Below are 17,061 nucleotides of genomic sequence, written 5' to 3' on the forward strand. Positions count from 1 at the left end.
TCTTTTTCTATAATTTAACTGCTAAACGTGCTTTTGATACTAAACTGTATGGAATTTGGACGGTTTTCTTACGCGTCTTGTCCATATATTCCATGGTCAACTCGTCCTCTTCGAAGGCCAACAAGGTTCCTTCAAAGACCTTTTGCTTATCAATGGCTTGGTAGAGCCCGACATGGATGTATTTCCCAACAGCTCCAGCGACTGCATCCTTGGTTTTCAAAGGACGTTCCAAACCTGGACTGGTGATTTCTAGGAAATATTGTTCTGGGAAGGGATCCGGCTTGATAGTGTCTAGGACAGGACTGATTATTTCTGTCAAATCTGCCGTGTCGTTCAAGGTAATTCCTTCAGGTTTATCTACAAAAATACTGAGAATCATGTCACTGCCAATCTTTCCATACTCGATATCCACGAGTTCGAAAGGTGCTTGGATGACAGGTTCTACAACTTCTCTGACTAATTCTACGATTGTTGCGATTGCGTCCACCTCCTCATAAGCAAGAGGCGAAGATATTTCCCCGCCTCACTTTCTCATATTCTTACTCTTAGTATAGCACGTTTGCCAACTTATGTAAAGCAAAAGCACTTATACAGCCTGATTTCAGGCTATTTCTTAAAATTCTGCCTCAACTCGGTAGATAACTTGACCCTTGTTTGAGAATTTTTGTTCATATTCTGTCATGACATTGCCTTCAAAATCACTGGCATGTAAGTCTAGCCAGACACCATTGAGTTTCATGCCATACTGAGAAAAGCTCACTAGGCTGTACTCAAACAAGCCACGGTTATCTGTCTTGAAATGAATTTCTCCATTTTCAGGCAAGATACGTTTGAAGGTATCCAAGAAGGTCTTGTAGGTCAAACGACGCTTTTCATGGCGTTTTTTAGGCCATGGATCTGAAAAATTCAGATACAAGCGATCAATCTCACCGTCTTCAAAGTAGTCAGTCAAGTCAGAACCATCTACCCACAAGAGCTTAATGTTCGGTACTCCAACTTCAAGCACCTTGTCCAAAGCGTAGCTCAAAACAGACTTTTGAATATCAATCCCGATATAGTTGATGTCAGGGTTTTGCTTGGCCATACCCGAAACAAAGGCACCCTTTCCACTTCCAACTTCCACATGAATGGGATTATCATTGCCAAACAAGTCCCGCCATTTCCCCTTGGCTTCCAAGGGATTGAGGACCACATACTGGGGATTTGCCTCTAGTAATTCTGTCGCCCCTTTACGATTTCTAACTCTCATCTTCTCTTTCCATACTTGTCTCGGAAGTGACGCAAGCCATGAATCTCCCGATTGACATTTTCTAAATCTTGGTTCATATAATACTTGGAAATCTGGCTCAAATAAGACAATTGACCGTACCAATACAATTTACTTAATACCGTTTGATTGTACTTGTAACCGTAGTAGGTCAACCATTCCTTCCACTGATGTTCTGGAATATAATGGCAGAGCATATGGGCCACATCAAACATGCGGTCGGTCAAGCGAACCGAATCCCAATCTACCAAATAAATCAAGCCACTGTCTGTCTCAATCCAATTACTATGTCGTACATCTCCATGGACAATGGTCGCATGGTCCTCTCTAAATCCTGGAATAGTCTGACGTAAATCAGCCATCACTTCACTGATAAAATGATTTTTACGCAAAGCATCTGGAGCCGTTTCCTGCCAAGACTTTAGTAAATCTACAGGTGTTTCCATGGCATATCCCAAACGACTCAACTGTGTCATCAACGGACGTGAGCGATGAAGGCGGGTTAAAATATTGACGATTTGTTTACGATTCATATCATAGGGGGTCAATATTTTGCCTGTCAACCATTCTTGAGCACACATATCACGCCCATCTGCCAAACGGCGACTCCATAATAATTGTGGAGCAATTTGTTCTCTAGCTAGACCAGGTAGGATTGGAGAGGTGTTCATTTTTACAAAGATACGCTTCCCATCAGGATAGCTACCCATATAAGCTTTGCCACTTTTCCCAGGTATGGGAGTCAGTGTTAGCTCATTATCACCCAAATCCATTTCTTTCCTCCGTATAAAGTTTCCTTACTATTCTACTAGTTTTTGGCCTATTCGTCAACCGCTCCACACCCGATTCTCAAAGAAAAGCCTCTGGATTAGCTTGGGTATCATTATAGAAAGAAAAAGGCAAGCACCGTCTTCTGCTTACCTTTCATGATTTTTATAAATAATATAGGAGTGGCCAACTGTTGTAAAACATATGAACTAAAGTAGAAACCCATAGGTTTTGGCTCTTTTTATAAGCAAAACCCAGCAACAAGCCCCCAAGTAGATAAAAAATAAACGAAGGGACATTAGAAGGTCCATGCATGAAAGAAAAGAGAGAGGAAGTTAGCACAAGCCCTAACCAAGAGTTGTCAAAAACCGCACCTTGAAGAAGTCCTCTGAAAATGAGTTCCTCCTGGATGGGTCCAAAAACTGAGGAAGTCAAAATCAAAGACAGGGAAATTCCTCTGCTGACTTCCGCCAAGTGTTGAACTCCCGCGCCAGAAGAAACAGCGAAGAAATGAATATAAACCAGCGTCTCAAGTACACTTAGAAGAAAGATTGCAATGAAAAGCAAAAGGTCTTTCTTGCTTAACATCCCAAAAGAAATCATTTCAAACTGTCTAGCATAAGTAACACTCAGCGAAGTTACAAGAAGACTTACAATAATCAATTCAGATTCATTTTGAAAAAAATCCCCGTGGTTAATCGTATAAGGAACTGTAATGACGATTAGTAGTACTAAAAATCCAAAACAAAAGGCATGAAATTTATCAAAAAACTCCATAAAACTAGCCTCCTCAACAAACAAACTTCCCTACAAGTCATCCTTTAACTCTAACCTTTCCAAAACAAACCATTTTAGCAACCAAAATCCGACCACATAGCCAGCCCCTAAGAAGATAGCCATTAAAGATAACATGGGATTTAGGAAATAAAAGACCACCACAGATACAAAGGTTAGCACAAAAACATTAAAAGCAATGGTGTCAGAAGCCAAGACCAGAATATAAGGTGTCAACCAGTCTAAGGTTTTTGAATCTAGGAAAAATAAGTGTTTATACATGATGACCTCCTCTATGGCTGAAAAGCAAGTCTTCTGGTTTTTTAGCCCAGGACCCTGTGTAGAAAAGTGAGCAAAAATGGTAAGTTTGCGATGATATTATTAACAATATGAATCGAATAAGAAGGATAGATACTCTTCGTATAACGTGTCAGCCAGGCATATAGACAACCCACTGCCGTATAGACAAAAATATCTGCGAAACTTGGCAAGCCAGAAAAGTGGGGCAAGGCAAATAAGAATGACGGAAAGAGAAGATCCAGCCTCCACCTCGAATTCTTAAAGAAGGCATGTTGAAGCAGTCCCCTACATACCAATTCTTCCATCAGAGGTCCTAGTACGATTAAGGTTAGGTAAACACCAAACTCCGCAAAATTTGTCTCGCTATAGGCAATAAACAAATTCCAACCTTCATTGGTCCCCTGAACGTGTTTAGCTGTCAGATAGTTAAAGCATATCAGCACGACAGCTGCTAACACCGTCAGAACCGAATAACTCAACCACTTTTTCCTAGGGATGCGAAAGAGATAAGCATGGCCCGACCTGACCAAAATCCAAACCATCAAGCTGATAAAGAGAAGGCTGATGATGTTTCGAATCCAGATAAGATTTCCTACCCAAGACGAGAACTCCCAATAATTGCTCCAAAATTGGGTTGTCCAAAACAGTCCGAAAAACAGAAACAAATAAGAAAGAATGGCACTCGCTTTGAAAAGAATAGGATGTTTTTTCATTGCTTTCTCCATTACAATTAAATGATATCTAATCATTTTCTAAAATTTGATAACTTTTGTGAAATGTTTTAGCAGAAACAACTCTATGATTGGTGATATCTATATAATCACCTGGATAACCAAGAACATACATCCCATAACCAGCAAATCCTCCTCCAACTGTTCCAACTAGACCAAACTTGATATTCGTTTCGAGAGAAGTGTTAAGACCTGCCATTAGAATGCGCACATGATTATCCAACCAAACCATATAATTTTTTTGAAAAGCTTCCTCTACCCAACTTGGTTTAGGAGTTGCTTGACCAATTTCCCAAACATCAACAATTTGATTCCCATATTTTGCCTTCATATCTTCAATCCTTTTTAAATACCATTACATGAGTTTGGAGTTCCCCCTATACCATAAGGACTACATGGTTTTGAAAGATGTATAATAGGCCACTTACCATTTAATTGATCCAAAATTGGAGAAGGTGCTAGCCCACCCAATAAACCAGAAAGCATATCTCCCCAACCTCCGAAACTTCCTTCAACTTTCGCAAGCATCTCAGTATCCATAACCTCAAATTGTTCCATCATTTTTGTATTCATAACAAAAACTTCATTAGCCTCTACTTTTTATAATACTTCAAGCCCCAAATGAGTAGAAGCATAATAATCAAGCAGAGAATAGCACCAATATAGGCAATTAATTGTTGATAGGATTCTCCTGCTGTGATACCTCTATACAAACAGATAATAGACATAAAGCCTGTCAAGCCGATATACATGAGTTGATTGGTTCTAGGACTAACCAAATCATCATCTTCAAATTCTCTTATCCTCATTTCCCTAGTGAGGTAAACAGTGACCAAAATGGAAGCTAAGTTAATAACCACCAAAAGAAATTGGAGAACTACAGAAAAATTTAAAAACTGACGAGATAGAAATAGATAAGTAGAGACAAGCAAGGGCAACTGACCTAGGAACAATCTCGTAAGGAAGATGTTCCGTTTTTTAGCAAGAAAAGCTTTCATTTCTTTGCTCCTTTCTTTTTAGTTAAAGCAAAATAGATCTTAACTGCAATCAAATAGGCTATGGTATAAAATGTATTATACCAAATACTCTCTCTAAGCGGATAAAGAAAGATAGACATGATCAGATACAGAACGAAAACGATCAGTATTTTTTTCTTCATAAGATTTCCTCCTAAATGTATGCTTTATATTAGTTTAGCCACAACCTTTACACTGCTAGTATAGCACTCATTTCGACCTTGGATCACTCAAATCACAAATGGTCATCAAAACATCTTGAATTGTAAAAAATTTAAAAAGCAAGCATGAAAAACATACTTGCCCTTTACACCATATTGATACCAACTTAATTTGTAGATTTTTTATCCTGCTATCACATATCATTTTGACAGGCGAAACAATATTAAAGAAACTCCCCTGTAGATTAAACTAGCGATAAAAAATCTCTTTATCTAATTAGATCTATCTTTATTCTTCTTTGGAGATTTTAAAAATTTTTCCCTAATTAAATAAGTAATAAAAGAAACAAACATACCAACAACAAAAACAATAAGAAAACTTTTGAAATCCATAATTACCTCCAAGTACAGCTCCTCTACATGCAGGCTTAAGCCGTTAAGCAACCATAATAGACAATTGTAACATTGTTTTTGCATTCACGAGGAATACCTCTTTTTACTTTCGTCCTATTACAACCTTAATAAGGTTAGTATACTAATATTTTTTAACATTTTCCATCCAAATCATAAATGGTCATCAAAACATCTTGAATTGTAAAAAATTAAAAAAGCAAGCATGAAAAACATACTTGCCCTAAGGAAACTTAACAATGTGAAAATACAAAATCGAAAACTATCCACCCTCACTTCCGTCTGTTCTCATGATCGCAACAAGGATAGCAGCTGTCCCACTTGCCAAAGCGATAATGGTAATGATAATGTTGAGGATTTCAGGCGTACTCCCTATTCTATTGATAAGACGGAGTAGGGATATAACTGTCAACTGAATCAAGAGTATTGATTCTACTCTTACCAATGAAGTCAGTTGATTTTCAACCGCATATAAAAATGCTGGTAGTAAAACACAGGCTATAGCAATCACAAACAGATTGCTCCCTGTTTCTTCTCCCTTGTTCACCACGGAAATCATGAGAAGATTCGATGCTATAATCAACGTAGAACAGATGATAAAAAAGGATTTCTTATTCATATAGGATACCTCATATACTATGGCATTTTAATTGATGACTACAGGCAGTACTTCTTTTTCACAAATCTTCTAATTATCAACCTACAGCAAGTGAATCGTTAAAACCTGACGAAAGACTTGATTTTGACAGGTGGTATTTAGACTGGTATTAGGATGGCTTTCCACAATTTTCATGACGGTATAGAGACCAACTCCTCTCTCCTCCCCTTTAGAACTTGCTCCAAAGGAGAAGATTTCAGAAATATCGATGCCCTCTTCTTTGATGGAATTTTCGATGATAAAGGTCTCCTGTGCCCCATTTTTTAAAAAGGCGATTGAAACATGAGGTTGACAGGCTTCTACACTAGCTTCAATAGCATTGTCACAAATGATAGACACAATGGTTAGAAAATCAAGTAGACTCATCCCCTCGACCTGAATCTCCTCAGGAACTTCGACATTAAAGACAATCTTCTTATCTCTAGCTTTTAGAAATTTCCCTGCTAGGAGACTTTTGAGGGCTTTATCACGAATATTCACCAATCGTCCAAGATCATATTTATTGTCCTGCAATTTTTCACTAGAATCCTTTAAGACGGAGTCGTAGACCTCTTTTATCTGCTCCATGTCCTCCTCTTCAATGCCTAGACGTAAACTGGTCAAGAGGTTAGTGTAGTCATGGCGAAAGCTCCGGACTTCCTTGTAAAGTTCCTCTATATGCCGACTATATCGCTCCATATCTCTGTAGCGCAAGGCCTGCTCTTGGTCCAATCTCTCATGGAGTTTGTCCTTCAAATAGGTATCCAGTTTCTTGATAATCCCCATAAAAAAGAGCAAGTAAAACACTAGAATCAGATGGCGAACAGTCGTTGATTGAATACCTTGTTCATATTCAAAGAAAGACAGACTTTGCATCACTAGATAATAAGCCCCCATTATCCAGTTAATCGTGGTCAGGGACTTTTGAAAACCTTTATCGAGAATCTCCTTTCTCAAGTTAGTGAAATCATAGTCCAACCATTTCAAAAAGACTAAAACTATGAAGCAAACGAATATCGTCATCAATAAAAAGATAGGATTGCTACCTTTATCTACAATTTCTTGTCCCCAAAATGGAAGCACAAAATAGGAGACCCCTCTATAAAAGAGATTCACCAATATCATTGGAAAGAGACCATAAAAGAAGAGAAGTTTTTTAGGAAGCCCTCTTAACAGTAAGAAAGACAAGCCTATACCGTACAAGGGTTCCATAAAATAAAATAGGAAACTATCTCCTGCCATATAGCCAATCATTAAAAAAACAAAGGCCAACAGTATCTTAAAAAGAAAGGCTTTAAAAATCCTCTCAAAAGTGAGACCAATTCCATCTACCTTAAAGAACATGACAATTTCTAGTCCATGAGTAATAAGTGTATACAATAATATCCAAGCAATATTCATAAACTCTCCTAGCTCAATGCAAGTTATTGATAGCTTCAGACACTTCCCTGACCTTATAACGCGCTATCATACAGCTTCCACCATTGGGAAAGTAAAGAAGTTTTTCTTTCTTATCCAAACGAACCACATTGGCAGGATTGATGAGAAAAGAGCGGTGGCACTGCAAGAGACGGGGCTCCTGCTTGAAAACCTCCTCTAAACTCGCTGTAAATTCCAGCCTGTCTGTCTTAGTATAGAGAATAACACGATGGGCTCTGGGCGACGTTTCAAGATAATAAACCTCTTTAAAAGGATACTGGAATTGGGCAAATTTTGATTTAAAGTAAAAGCAATCTTCCGCCAGACTTTTACTGTCTTGACTATTGGCATAGAGAAGGGCTGTCTCGATCCGAGATTCAAACTCCTCTGCCGAAAGGGCCTTATCAATGTAGTCCAAAGCAGACACTTGGTAGCGAAAGGACAGGGGCATAAACTCCGAGTGAGTCGTCACAAAGACGATGAGGGCATAAGGATCCCGATCCCGAATCTTTCTAGCCACTTCCAGACCCTTCATCTCCTCATTTCGAATCTCAATGTCCAAAAAGAATAGCTGATGGGCTCCCTTCTCATGGACTTCAGCCAGCAGTTGGTCTGGCTTTCCAAAGACCTCAAAAGAACTCGGAGTGATATGATGCTCCTTTAAGAGTTTCTCAATGGTCGTTTCAATTCTAGCTTGTTGGGAAAAATCATCTTCTAAAACAAATATTCTCATCTTCTTACTCTCCTTGTTTCAACCATTTTTGACGAATTTCTCTATAGCGACGTCTGGAATACTTGACAGCGTATTGACCTTCTTCTCCGAGAAAAAGGATTCTTTCTTGAAAATCAATCGATTTTACTTTATCAAGATTGACCAAACAATTTCGATGACATCTCATCAAGGTTTCCCCATATTGGTTCTCAAGATTACTTAAATTTTGAACCATATTAAAACTAGCCTCTTCTGTAACAATCTGTACGGTATGGGCTTTAGTTGGATGTGTTTGGATATAGTAGATATCGTCGACGTTTACTTTATAGACTGTTTTCTGTGTCTGAATAATCATATGTTTCATTGGATTCTCCTCCTAATACTCTTCGAAAGTCAAATTCAAACCACGTCAGCTTCACCTTGCCGTACTCAAGTACAGCCTGCGGCTAGCTTCCTAGTTTGCTCTTTGATTTTCATTGAGTATAAGAAAAGAATAACAGAAAAAGCTTAACACAAGTCCACCCAATCCTAAACAGTCTTTGAAAACTCCTAAAAGGACTATTTTTCTACAACATCATGATGAGCTTACAACTATTTTATCATAAAATCTTAACAGTACCATTCAGGAAATTTCAATGACAATTAAAGATTTGAAGGCGAAAAAGGAAATAAAAGTGATAAACTGACAGTATCAAAATACAATTGCTAGAAGTAAGACTGGCACCCAGATTAAAGGAGGAATTCTCATGACAGATGCAGACCCTATCAAAAGAGCTCAGACTTTGATTACTGACTTAAACAAAGCCTATCAAGCATGCAAACAGGCAACCGCTGACGACGTCCGCTTTCAGGAGCAATTAAACTCTATTCTTGGCTTTCTAGCCAAGGCTGAGACAGTGGATAATCGAGTCTTGATTGAACTGGAAAAATTTTACCAGACTTCCAGTCTTCTCATGGGACTCAGCGCTCTTGATCCAGATGCTCCAACTCGCGCCGCTTGGCGGGCCTATGACCGCTTCCACTTTGACCAGGTCAAGACCAAGTTGAGTCTCTACGGACCAACCATTATCCTGTAGAAAATAAAAGAAGTTGAGCTAGATTGAACTCAACTTCTTTTTTAGTATCATATAAGCAAGTTTTAGTCCTGCATCTGACGTTTCACCTGATAAGGCAAGTACAAGACTTGTAAAACCAAACCAGAACCCAACAAGGCTAGAAGGGCTAGTTTTTCTTGGAAGGTAATCAACCCAACAACTAATTCCACTACTAAGACCAAACTGGTCAATCCTCGGACTACCGCCTGCAAGCCTTTTTCCTTTTGCCCCTTGTCCAGTGGAAAGAGTTGGGTCAAATACTGGTAGTCAAAAGCATGATAGAGGGCCAGCAACTGGAAGAGCAAGAGGTAGTTAAAGAGAACTACTACTGCTGTCGCAATCCAAGCTTGCTCGATAAAAACCTGCGCCAGTACGGAAAGTAATAGAAGACGGAGACTGAGCGCAAAGAGGTCTCCATTTCGCAGATAAGAACGCAGATAGAGATTTTGCCAAATCTTCCCAGGTACCTTCTGGACAGCCTTTAGGATAAAGTCCAGATAGGCACGACGTTTGACGCTGTTTGAAATCCCCTTGACCTGCGTAAAGAGAGCAAAGAAACGAAGCAAGACCTGCTTGCGCTTGCTTTCTTGGGAAATAACATAGTCCCAGTTCAGACCAGTTTCCGTGAAAAATTTGCTGGCCTTTTGACGAAAGAGCAGATATTTTCCTGCACCCAATAGGAGCACATAGACTAGAAAAACTGGCAAGCCATAACCCATGGCTAAAAACAAGGGCGCAAATAAAAGCAAGAAAAGGGTCTGGACAAAGAGCCAAAAGACTAGGGAAATTCCAGTTTGACGCTTTAGATGGAGCTTGATTTCCTCTTCCCCAACCAAGAGAAAGAGCTTATCTGGTGCCTCCATATAAGTAGCAATTCCACCCCAAAGCAAAAGCAAAACAGAGGTAATTCCTACAAACAAAAGGATAGGCCAATGATTTTCAGGAAAATGTTGCAAGAGTTGACTGTACTGGTAGACTAGAAAGCCCAGAAGAACAAGCAGGAACAAGACAAAGTGGTCATTGAGAACATAGCGCAGATAACCAAGACACTCCTTACGAAAAGCCTGCTTTCTCTTTAAAAACAAGTCTTTCATAGGTCCTCCTCTTTGGTCAGAGCCAAGTAAATGTCATTCAAACTAGCCTCAGGCATATCAAAGGCTTCGCGTAGTTGCGCCAGATTCCCCTTAGCACGCACCTCTCCCTTGTGAAGAATGACAAAGGCATCACACATCTTCTCCGCCGAATCCAGCACGTGGGTGCTCATGAGAATGGATTTGCCCTTTTGCTTCTCCACTTCCAAAAGCTGAATCAAGTCAGAAATAGCCAGCGGATCGAGACCAAGGAAAGGCTCATCCACGATGAAGAGACTCGGATCCACCACAAAAGCACAGATAATCATGACTTTCTGCTTCATCCCTTTGGAGAAATGAACAGGGAACCAGTCCAATTTCTGGTCTAGACGGAACATTTTTAACAAGGGTTCTACTCGCTCAAAGGCCACTTTCTGCTCAATACCATAAGCCATGGCAACCGTTTCGATATGCTCTCTGAGGGTCAATTCCTCATACAAACTAGGTGTTTCAGGAATATAGCCAATCTGCTTGCGGTAGCTAGTCGCATCTTCTTGCAGGGTCAGACCATTGATATTGATAGAACCGCTATAAGGTGTCAACAGACCGATAATTTCATTGATGGTCGTCGATTTCCCAGCACCATTGAGACCGATCAAACCGACCAACTGCCCACTTTCAACAGTAAAAGACACATCTTTCAAGACAGGGACATGGACATAGCCACCTGTCAGGTTTTTTATTTCTAACATATTTTCTCCAAATCTGGTATAATGTAGCTATATTATATCAAAATTCAATACAGTAGAGGTAGATTTTATGTCAGATTGCATTTTTTGTAAAATCATTGCAGGGGAAATTCCTGCTTCAAAAGTATATGAAGATGAGCAGGTTCTTGCCTTTCTTGATATCTCTCAAGTAACTCCTGGACACACCTTGGTCGTACCAAAAGAGCACTATCGCAATCTTTTGGAAATGGACGCTACTAGCGCCAGCCAACTCTTTGCCCAAGTGCCAACAATTGCTCAAAAAGTCATGAAAGCTACCAAGGCTGCTGGCATGAATATCATTGCCAACTGTGAAGAAATCGCAGGTCAAACAGTCTTTCACACCCATGTTCACCTCGTGCCTCGCTACAGTGCCGACGATGACCTCAAGATTGATTTTATAGCCCACGAACCAGACTTTGACAAACTCGCTCAAGTCGCTGAAACCATCAAAAACGCCTAAGGAGTTGCCATGAAATTATCTAATCTACTGCTATTTGCAGGAGCTGCAGCCGGCAGTTATTTGGTCACAAAAAATCGCCAAGCCATCACAGATGAAGTCTTGAACACTACTGACCGCGTTCAAGCTATCAAGGACGACGTGGATATTATCCAAAACAGCCTGCAAATCATCGACCAGCAAAAAGAACTCATCAAGGAATACCAAGAAGACCTGACTTACAAGTTTAAGGTCTTGGAAAAGGATATCCAGACTAGACTAGCTGTCATCAAAGAAACACAGGAAACTGAAGATAAGTAAAAAGAGCTACTCGGCTCTTTTTAAAAGGTAAACAAGTTATATCCCATCAACTATACATCATAATTTAGGCAACTCATACTCAATAAAAATCAAAGAGCAAACTAGAAAGCTAGGCACAGGCTGCTCACAACACCGTTTTGAGGTTGTGGATAGAACTGACGAAGTCAGCTCAAAACACGGTTTTGAGGTTGTAGATAAGCCGACGCTGACGTGGTTTGAAGAGATTTTTGAAGAGTATTATTCACCGTTTCATAACTAAATCAAAGACTTTCCCAGGCTTTCCGCCGTAATGAAAACACCTGAAACAGCTTGGTTTCAGGTGTCCGGAAACTTTGAGACCTGGGCTCAAAGTTTAAGTATGTAACTTCGAAGAAGGTCGCTACCGTCCGTCATTACTTAAGGAAAGTCTTAAAAAATCTATAAGCAAAAAGAGCTCGACAGCTCTTTTTGCTTTATTCTCCTTCAAAGGCATCTTTAATATGATCAAAGAAGCCCTTTTTCTTTGGATTGACTTTTAAATCACCCGCAGCTGCGAATTCTTTCAAGGCTGCTTTTTGGCGTTCGTTCAAGTCTGTCGGTGTTACGACATTAACGGTAACGTATTGGTCACCAACTGCACCACCACGAAGGCTCGGAGCTCCTTTGCCACGTAGGCGGAATTTCTTACCAGTCTGAGTTCCCTCTGGAATAACCAATTCAACATCACCGTGAACAGTTGGGATATCTACTGTATCACCAAGAGCCGCTTGGACAAAGTTGAGGTTGAGATTGTAGAAGATAGTGGTTCCTTCACGTTCAAACTTGTCGCTGGCTTCCACAGAAACCACTACATACAAGTCACCATAAGGTCCACCGTTAAATCCAGCTTCACCTTGACCAGCTAGGCGAATTTGTTGACCAGTTTCCACACCAGCAGGAATTTTGACATGTACGCTATGCGCTTGTTTTTCATGCCCTGTTCCGTGACAAGTTGTACATGGATCTTTGATTTCTTTTCCACGACCGTGACAGACATCACAGGTTACTTGGCGACGCATCATACCAAGCGGAGTCTGCGTATCGACGTTAATAACACCAGCGCCATGACAGCGTCCACAAGTGACTGGACTTGTTCCTGGTTTAGCACCTGAGCCATTACATGTACGACAGCTTGCTTCACGGTTGTACTTGACTTCTTTTTCAGCTCCAAAAATAGCTTCTTCAAAAGTCAAATTCACACGGTATTGGAGGTCATCCCCCTGACGAGGAGCATTTGGATTGCGTGAAGCACCGCCTCCGCCGAAGAAACTTGAGAAGATATCTTCAAAACCACCGAAACCTCCTGCCCCATTGAAACCACCAGCACCGCCAAATCCACCGTTGGCACCCGCAGCACCATATTGGTCATAGGCAGCACGTTTTTGGTCGTCACTCAAAGTCTCATAGGCTTCTTGAACTTCCTTGTATTTTTCCTCAGCACCAGGCTCCTTATTGATATCTGGGTGATATTTTTTCGAAAGCTTACGATAAGCCTTTTTGATCTCGTCTGCCGAAGCGTTTTTGGACACCCCCAGACGATCATAAAATTCAGTATTGTTCATACAAGATACCAAGACCGTAAAATTCGACTGAAAAATAGGAAATCTGACGCTGGAGCGATGCTCCTAGGCAGATTTATCTTTTTTCCGAGAATTTAGGTCGGGTTCAATTCCTTTCTATAATTTATAAGTAAATCATTAGAGGCTGTTTTCTATACTCTGCTTTACTTGATTAAACTCTTCATCTGATAGAGTAAATATCAAATCCTCTTCTGAATATTCGTTCTGTTCTTTAAAATAGTTGTCAGTATTTTCTGCCAAACCTAGACTAAGAATCACTTTTCTTGCAAACTCTTGATGCGCAAAGCCTATAGCCGTAATGATATTTTTATCTTGCACAACCAGTTTGAGTTGGAAATTCTCACGTAGAAGAAATTCAAAATAGTCAAAGAAGTTTTGCCAAATCCCACCTGTAAATTTCGTATCGTTCAATAAACCTGCTTTCGCCAATAAAAGGGGCGCTGAAGAAATGGCTGCAATTAGGATACCTTGCTCATTAAGACTTCTCAAAAACGAGATCAATTTCTCATCTTGTAGAGCAGGACCTATATTTACCATTCCTGGCAAAATCACACAAGAATAATCTTCTATACGGATCTGATCCAATGTTTTCGTCGGTTGACAGGACAAACCATCCTCAGAGACCACCATCGAATTCTCAGAAGCTACATAATCAATCGTAATATCAAAAGACAGAGCTAAAGTACTCGTTAAAGTGATTATCTCATAAAGAGAAAAATTAGGATAAATGACACAAAGTACTTTTTTCATAAGCTACACCCTCTATTTTATCGAAAAACAGAGGCTGGGTTGCAACCTCTGGATTTCTTCCTATCATTACGACGTTCGAGTTTTAAAAATCAAACTAGTAATGCTAAATCGAGCACGCCCTAACCTCTTGGTGAAAAAGATAAATCTTTCTAGAAACTAAAGTTTCTGCGTCAGATTTCCTATTTTCACTGTGAGGTTTTAACGGTCTTTGCATCTTACTTCTCAGTAAACTCTCCGTCTACGACATCATCGCCTGCATTTCCTGTTGCTTGTGCACCTTCTGCTCCTGCTTGAGCTTGTTGCGCTGCTGCGGCTTGTTCGTAGAGTTTGACAGCAAGTCCTTGAGCTTTTTCGTTCAATGCTTCAAGTTTTGCTTTCATATCTTCCAAGTTGTTGTCTTCTTGCGCTTTCTTAAGGTCATCAAGGGCAGCTTGGGCAGCGTCACGTTCTGCGTCGAAGCCTTTGCCTTCAGTTTCCTTGATTGTCTTTTCAGTCGCAAAGATCGCTTGGTCTACTTCGTTACGAAGGTCAACTTCTTCTTTACGTTTCTTATCTGCTTCAGCGTTAGCTTCTGCATCTTTCATCATGCGGTCAATTTCTTCGTCAGTCAAGCCTGAGTTTGATTGGATGACAATTGTTTGTTCTTTTTGAGTTCCAAGGTCTTTGGCCTTAACAGACACGATACCGTTCTTGTCGATGTCAAATGTTACTTCGATTTGAGGAATTCCACGAGGTGCAGCTGGGATGTCTGTCAATTGGAAACGTCCAAGAGTCTTGTTATCTGCTGCCATTGGGCGTTCACCTTGAAGAACGTGGATATCAACGGCTGGTTGGTTGTCTGCCGCAGTTGAGAAGACTTGTGATTTAGATGTTGGAATAGTAGTGTTGCGATCGATAAGTTTTGTAAATACTCCACCCATTGTTTCGATACCAAGTGACAATGGTGTTACGTCAAGAAGGACAACGTCTTTAACATCACCAGTAATCACACCACCTTGGATGGCAGCACCCATAGCAACTACTTCATCAGGGTTTACTGATTTGTTTGGTTCTTTACCAGTTTCAGCCTTAACAGCTTCAACAACGGCAGGGATACGAGTTGAACCACCAACAAGGATAACTTCGTCGATTTCTGACAAGCTCAAACCTGCATCAGAAAGGGCTTGACGAACTGGAACTTTTGTACGTTCTACAAGGTCACGAGTCAAATCGTCAAATTTTGCACGAGTCAAAGTCATTTCCAAGTGAAGAGGTCCCGCTTCACCAGCAGTGATAAATGGCAAGCTGATTTGAGTTGAAGTTACACCAGAAAGGTCTTTCTTAGCTTTTTCAGCTGCATCTTTCAAACGTTGCATTGCCATCTTGTCAGTAGACAAGTCAATACCGTTTTCTTTCTTGAATTCTGCTACCAAGTGGTCGATAATTTTTTGGTCAAAGTCATCACCACCGAGTTTGTTGTCCCCTGCAGTTGACAATACGTCGAAGACACCGTCACCCAATTCAAGGATAGAGACGTCGAATGTACCACCACCAAGGTCAAATACCAAGATTTTTTCTTCTTTGTCAGTCTTGTCCAAACCATAAGCAAGAGCTGCTGCAGTTGGTTCGTTGACGATACGTTCTACTTCAAGACCAGCGATTTTACCAGCGTCTTTTGTGGCTTGACGTTGAGCGTCGTTGAAGTAAGCAGGAACTGTGATAACTGCTTTGGTTACTTTTTCACCAAGGTAGTCTTCAGCATAACCTTTCAAGTATTGAAGAATCATAGCTGAGATTTCTTGTGGAGTGTATTCTTTTCCGTTAGCAGAAACTTTTTCAGAAGTTCCCATTTTAGATTTGATAGAGATAACTGTATCTGGATTTGTAACTGCTTGACGTTTTGCAGCATCACCAACGATGATTTCACCGTTTTTGAATGAGACTACAGATGGAGTTGTACGGTTTCCTTCTGGGTTTGCGATGATTTTGCTTTCAGTTCCTTCAAGAACTGCAACTGCTGAGTTTGTTGTACCTAAGTCAATACCGATAATTTTAGACATGTGTTTTTCTCCTTGTTAGTTAATTTTCTATTTTTTTATATTTCCCTTAAGTGGTGGGGACGTGAGCAACTCCCTACGGGATTTCATCACTTATTTTTGAGCCTATTGTCTCAAAAATCCCCTGTTTCAGTAGCTTTTGCTACTGAAACTTTCACCACGGTGGGAAATATCTTCCTTGCAAGCCTCCGGCTTGCCTCTTATCTTTCTTCATAGTTTATTGTCGTTTCGGACAAGGTTTTTAAGCGCTCTCTCCTAGTTGTAAACAACTACCATGGCTGGGCGTAGGATGCGGTCATGGAGTTTGTAGCCTTTTTGGAAAACTTGAGCGATGGTATCTGCTGGGTGTTCATCGTCTGCTGGAAGAGTTTGGATGGCCATATGATAGTTATGGTCAAATTCACCGTCAGCTGCGATTTCTTCGATTCCTTCTTCTTTCAAAGCGTGAATCAAGCTTTCTTGCACCATTTCCAAGCCCTTCTTCACATCATCTGTCAAACCTTCAACTGCGAGTGCACGCTCAAGGTTGTCCAAAGAAGGGAGAATCGCTTTTGCCAAGTCCTGGCTACGATAACGTTGCAAATTTTGACGCTCTTCATTGGCACGGCGTTGGATATTTTGCATTTCTGCATGAGCGCGAAGATATTTATTTTCGAACTCATCTGCACGTTCATTTGCCAAGTCCAATTCAGACTTCTCAGGAGTTGTTTCTTCTACCGTTTCCACAACTTCCTCTTCTTGAACTTCTTCTACTTCTTCATTTTTTATATCTTGGGCCATTTTCGCCTCC

At 40.4% G+C, this 17,061-nt stretch carries 22 protein-coding genes; 3 read left to right on the plus strand and 19 right to left on the minus strand.

Going from position 1 to position 17,061, the window contains the following annotated elements; all coding sequences use genetic code 11:
• Positions 1-7 precede the first annotated feature (7 nt).
• The 13 genes from rimP to M1F55_RS05565 form a co-directional block, all read right to left on the minus strand.
• A complete protein-coding gene (gene rimP / locus M1F55_RS05500; protein ID WP_000338691.1) occupies positions 8-487 on the minus strand; it encodes a ribosome maturation factor RimP in 480 nt (159 codons plus the stop codon).
• Between the two features lie 126 nt (positions 488-613).
• A complete protein-coding gene (gene trmB / locus M1F55_RS05505) occupies positions 614-1,249 on the minus strand; it encodes a tRNA (guanosine(46)-N7)-methyltransferase TrmB (RefSeq protein ID WP_001266094.1) in 636 nt (211 codons plus the stop codon).
• Entirely contained in the window at positions 1,246-2,040 is a 795-nt protein-coding gene (gene ccrZ, locus M1F55_RS05510) for a cell cycle regulator CcrZ (protein WP_247947451.1), read from the minus strand. The genes trmB and ccrZ overlap by 4 nt, the downstream gene beginning before the upstream one ends.
• Positions 2,041-2,200: 160 nt before the next feature.
• Positions 2,201-2,812, minus strand: coding sequence for a CPBP family intramembrane glutamic endopeptidase (locus M1F55_RS05515; protein WP_247947452.1), 612 nt, complete (start codon positions 2,810-2,812; stop codon positions 2,201-2,203).
• A 30-nt stretch (positions 2,813-2,842) separates the two neighbouring features.
• On the minus strand, positions 2,843-3,091 hold the full coding sequence (gene blpZ / locus M1F55_RS05520) for an immunity protein BlpZ (RefSeq protein ID WP_000276515.1): 249 nt from the start codon (positions 3,089-3,091) through the stop codon (positions 2,843-2,845).
• 41 nt (positions 3,092-3,132) lie between these two features.
• Positions 3,133-3,822 (minus strand): CPBP family intramembrane glutamic endopeptidase, encoded by a 690-nt coding sequence (locus M1F55_RS05525; protein ID WP_247947453.1) that lies wholly within the window; start codon positions 3,820-3,822, stop codon positions 3,133-3,135.
• Positions 3,823-3,850: 28 nt separating this feature from the next.
• Positions 3,851-4,171, minus strand: coding sequence for a hypothetical protein (locus M1F55_RS05530; protein WP_000645120.1), 321 nt, complete (start codon positions 4,169-4,171; stop codon positions 3,851-3,853).
• Positions 4,172-4,185: 14 nt separating this feature from the next.
• Positions 4,186-4,413, minus strand: a complete 228-nt coding sequence (locus M1F55_RS05535; RefSeq protein ID WP_084923453.1) for a bacteriocin class II family protein — start codon at positions 4,411-4,413, stop codon at positions 4,186-4,188.
• A 20-nt stretch (positions 4,414-4,433) separates the two neighbouring features.
• Positions 4,434-4,838: an immunity protein gene (locus M1F55_RS05540; protein ID WP_247947454.1), complete on the minus strand. Its 405-nt coding sequence runs from the start codon at positions 4,836-4,838 to the stop codon at positions 4,434-4,436.
• Between the two features lie 852 nt (positions 4,839-5,690).
• Positions 5,691-6,047 (minus strand): hypothetical protein, encoded by a 357-nt coding sequence (locus M1F55_RS05550; protein ID WP_247947456.1) that lies wholly within the window; start codon positions 6,045-6,047, stop codon positions 5,691-5,693.
• Positions 6,048-6,128: 81 nt separating this feature from the next.
• Positions 6,129-7,466, minus strand: coding sequence for a sensor histidine kinase (locus M1F55_RS05555; RefSeq protein WP_247947457.1), 1,338 nt, complete (start codon positions 7,464-7,466; stop codon positions 6,129-6,131).
• 13 nt (positions 7,467-7,479) lie between these two features.
• Positions 7,480-8,217, minus strand: coding sequence for a response regulator transcription factor (locus tag M1F55_RS05560; RefSeq protein ID WP_247947458.1), 738 nt, complete (start codon positions 8,215-8,217; stop codon positions 7,480-7,482).
• 4 nt (positions 8,218-8,221) lie between these two features.
• Positions 8,222-8,560, minus strand: coding sequence for a LytTR family DNA-binding domain-containing protein (locus M1F55_RS05565; protein ID WP_247947459.1), 339 nt, complete (start codon positions 8,558-8,560; stop codon positions 8,222-8,224).
• A 382-nt stretch (positions 8,561-8,942) separates the two neighbouring features.
• Here M1F55_RS05565 and M1F55_RS05570 point away from each other — a divergent pair, with 382 nt between their 5' ends.
• On the plus strand, positions 8,943-9,272 hold the full coding sequence (locus M1F55_RS05570) for a helicase BlpT (RefSeq protein ID WP_084861873.1): 330 nt from the start codon (positions 8,943-8,945) through the stop codon (positions 9,270-9,272).
• Positions 9,273-9,334: 62 nt separating this feature from the next.
• On the opposite strand, the gene M1F55_RS05575 is transcribed toward M1F55_RS05570, so the two are convergent.
• On the minus strand, positions 9,335-10,384 hold the full coding sequence (locus M1F55_RS05575) for an ABC transporter permease (protein WP_247947460.1): 1,050 nt from the start codon (positions 10,382-10,384) through the stop codon (positions 9,335-9,337).
• Complete coding sequence (locus tag M1F55_RS05580) at positions 10,381-11,112, minus strand: ABC transporter ATP-binding protein (RefSeq protein WP_247947461.1); 732 nt, start codon at positions 11,110-11,112, stop codon at positions 10,381-10,383. Before M1F55_RS05580 ends, M1F55_RS05575 begins: the two co-directional genes overlap by 4 nt.
• Before the next feature lie 67 nt (positions 11,113-11,179).
• On the opposite strand from M1F55_RS05580, the gene M1F55_RS05585 reads away from it, so the two are divergent.
• Positions 11,180-11,590, plus strand: a complete 411-nt coding sequence (locus tag M1F55_RS05585) for an HIT family protein (protein WP_042900356.1) — start codon at positions 11,180-11,182, stop codon at positions 11,588-11,590.
• A gap of 9 nt (positions 11,591-11,599) precedes the next feature.
• Positions 11,600-11,887 carry a hypothetical protein gene (locus M1F55_RS05590; protein ID WP_247947462.1) on the plus strand — a complete coding sequence of 96 codons (288 nt, stop codon included), beginning with the start codon at positions 11,600-11,602 and terminating at the stop codon, positions 11,885-11,887.
• Positions 11,888-12,339: 452 nt separating this feature from the next.
• On the opposite strand, the gene dnaJ is transcribed toward M1F55_RS05590, so the two are convergent.
• The 4 genes from dnaJ to grpE all read right to left on the minus strand — a co-directional run bounded on the left by dnaJ (position 12,340) and on the right by grpE (position 17,051).
• A complete protein-coding gene (gene dnaJ, locus M1F55_RS05595; protein ID WP_247947463.1) occupies positions 12,340-13,467 on the minus strand; it encodes a molecular chaperone DnaJ in 1,128 nt (375 codons plus the stop codon).
• 135 nt (positions 13,468-13,602) lie between these two features.
• Entirely contained in the window at positions 13,603-14,235 is a 633-nt protein-coding gene (locus M1F55_RS05600) for a DJ-1/PfpI family protein (protein WP_049515969.1), read from the minus strand.
• A gap of 215 nt (positions 14,236-14,450) precedes the next feature.
• On the minus strand, positions 14,451-16,274 hold the full coding sequence (dnaK, locus tag M1F55_RS05605) for a molecular chaperone DnaK (RefSeq protein WP_049515970.1): 1,824 nt from the start codon (positions 16,272-16,274) through the stop codon (positions 14,451-14,453).
• Positions 16,275-16,526: 252 nt separating this feature from the next.
• Positions 16,527-17,051 carry a nucleotide exchange factor GrpE gene (grpE, locus tag M1F55_RS05610; RefSeq protein WP_000046038.1) on the minus strand — a complete coding sequence of 175 codons (525 nt, stop codon included), beginning with the start codon at positions 17,049-17,051 and terminating at the stop codon, positions 16,527-16,529.
• Between the last annotated feature and the right edge of the window lie 10 nt (positions 17,052-17,061).

The organism is Streptococcus mitis (genome assembly GCF_023109235.1).
Lineage (GTDB): Bacteria > Bacillota > Bacilli > Lactobacillales > Streptococcaceae > Streptococcus > Streptococcus mitis_DA.

What these genes read in the sequence shown, in the direction of transcription:
- M1F55_RS05515 (WP_247947452.1), bottom strand. Translation starts at nt 2,812, where the DNA reads ATGGAGTTTTTTGATAAATTTCATGCCTTTTGTTTTGGATTTTTAGTA.
- trmB (WP_001266094.1), bottom strand. Translation starts at nt 1,249, where the DNA reads ATGAGAGTTAGAAATCGTAAAGGGGCGACAGAATTACTAGAGGCAAAT.
- M1F55_RS05590 (WP_247947462.1), top strand. Translation starts at nt 11,600, where the DNA reads ATGAAATTATCTAATCTACTGCTATTTGCAGGAGCTGCAGCCGGCAGT.
- M1F55_RS05530 (WP_000645120.1), bottom strand. Translation starts at nt 4,171, where the DNA reads ATGAAGGCAAAATATGGGAATCAAATTGTTGATGTTTGGGAAATTGGT.
- M1F55_RS05585 (WP_042900356.1), top strand. Translation starts at nt 11,180, where the DNA reads ATGTCAGATTGCATTTTTTGTAAAATCATTGCAGGGGAAATTCCTGCT.
- ccrZ (WP_247947451.1), bottom strand. Translation starts at nt 2,040, where the DNA reads ATGGATTTGGGTGATAATGAGCTAACACTGACTCCCATACCTGGGAAA.
- M1F55_RS05580 (WP_247947461.1), bottom strand. Translation starts at nt 11,112, where the DNA reads ATGTTAGAAATAAAAAACCTGACAGGTGGCTATGTCCATGTCCCTGTC.
- M1F55_RS05525 (WP_247947453.1), bottom strand. Translation starts at nt 3,822, where the DNA reads ATGAAAAAACATCCTATTCTTTTCAAAGCGAGTGCCATTCTTTCTTAT.
- M1F55_RS05560 (WP_247947458.1), bottom strand. Translation starts at nt 8,217, where the DNA reads ATGAGAATATTTGTTTTAGAAGATGATTTTTCCCAACAAGCTAGAATT.
- M1F55_RS05575 (WP_247947460.1), bottom strand. Translation starts at nt 10,384, where the DNA reads ATGAAAGACTTGTTTTTAAAGAGAAAGCAGGCTTTTCGTAAGGAGTGT.
- M1F55_RS05565 (WP_247947459.1), bottom strand. Translation starts at nt 8,560, where the DNA reads ATGAAACATATGATTATTCAGACACAGAAAACAGTCTATAAAGTAAAC.
- dnaK (WP_049515970.1), bottom strand. Translation starts at nt 16,274, where the DNA reads ATGTCTAAAATTATCGGTATTGACTTAGGTACAACAAACTCAGCAGTT.
- M1F55_RS05555 (WP_247947457.1), bottom strand. Translation starts at nt 7,466, where the DNA reads ATGAATATTGCTTGGATATTATTGTATACACTTATTACTCATGGACTA.
- M1F55_RS05600 (WP_049515969.1), bottom strand. Translation starts at nt 14,235, where the DNA reads ATGAAAAAAGTACTTTGTGTCATTTATCCTAATTTTTCTCTTTATGAG.
- M1F55_RS05535 (WP_084923453.1), bottom strand. Translation starts at nt 4,413, where the DNA reads ATGAATACAAAAATGATGGAACAATTTGAGGTTATGGATACTGAGATG.
- M1F55_RS05570 (WP_084861873.1), top strand. Translation starts at nt 8,943, where the DNA reads ATGACAGATGCAGACCCTATCAAAAGAGCTCAGACTTTGATTACTGAC.
- blpZ (WP_000276515.1), bottom strand. Translation starts at nt 3,091, where the DNA reads ATGTATAAACACTTATTTTTCCTAGATTCAAAAACCTTAGACTGGTTG.
- dnaJ (WP_247947463.1), bottom strand. Translation starts at nt 13,467, where the DNA reads ATGAACAATACTGAATTTTATGATCGTCTGGGGGTGTCCAAAAACGCT.
- M1F55_RS05540 (WP_247947454.1), bottom strand. Translation starts at nt 4,838, where the DNA reads ATGAAAGCTTTTCTTGCTAAAAAACGGAACATCTTCCTTACGAGATTG.
- M1F55_RS05550 (WP_247947456.1), bottom strand. Translation starts at nt 6,047, where the DNA reads ATGAATAAGAAATCCTTTTTTATCATCTGTTCTACGTTGATTATAGCA.
- grpE (WP_000046038.1), bottom strand. Translation starts at nt 17,051, where the DNA reads ATGGCCCAAGATATAAAAAATGAAGAAGTAGAAGAAGTTCAAGAAGAG.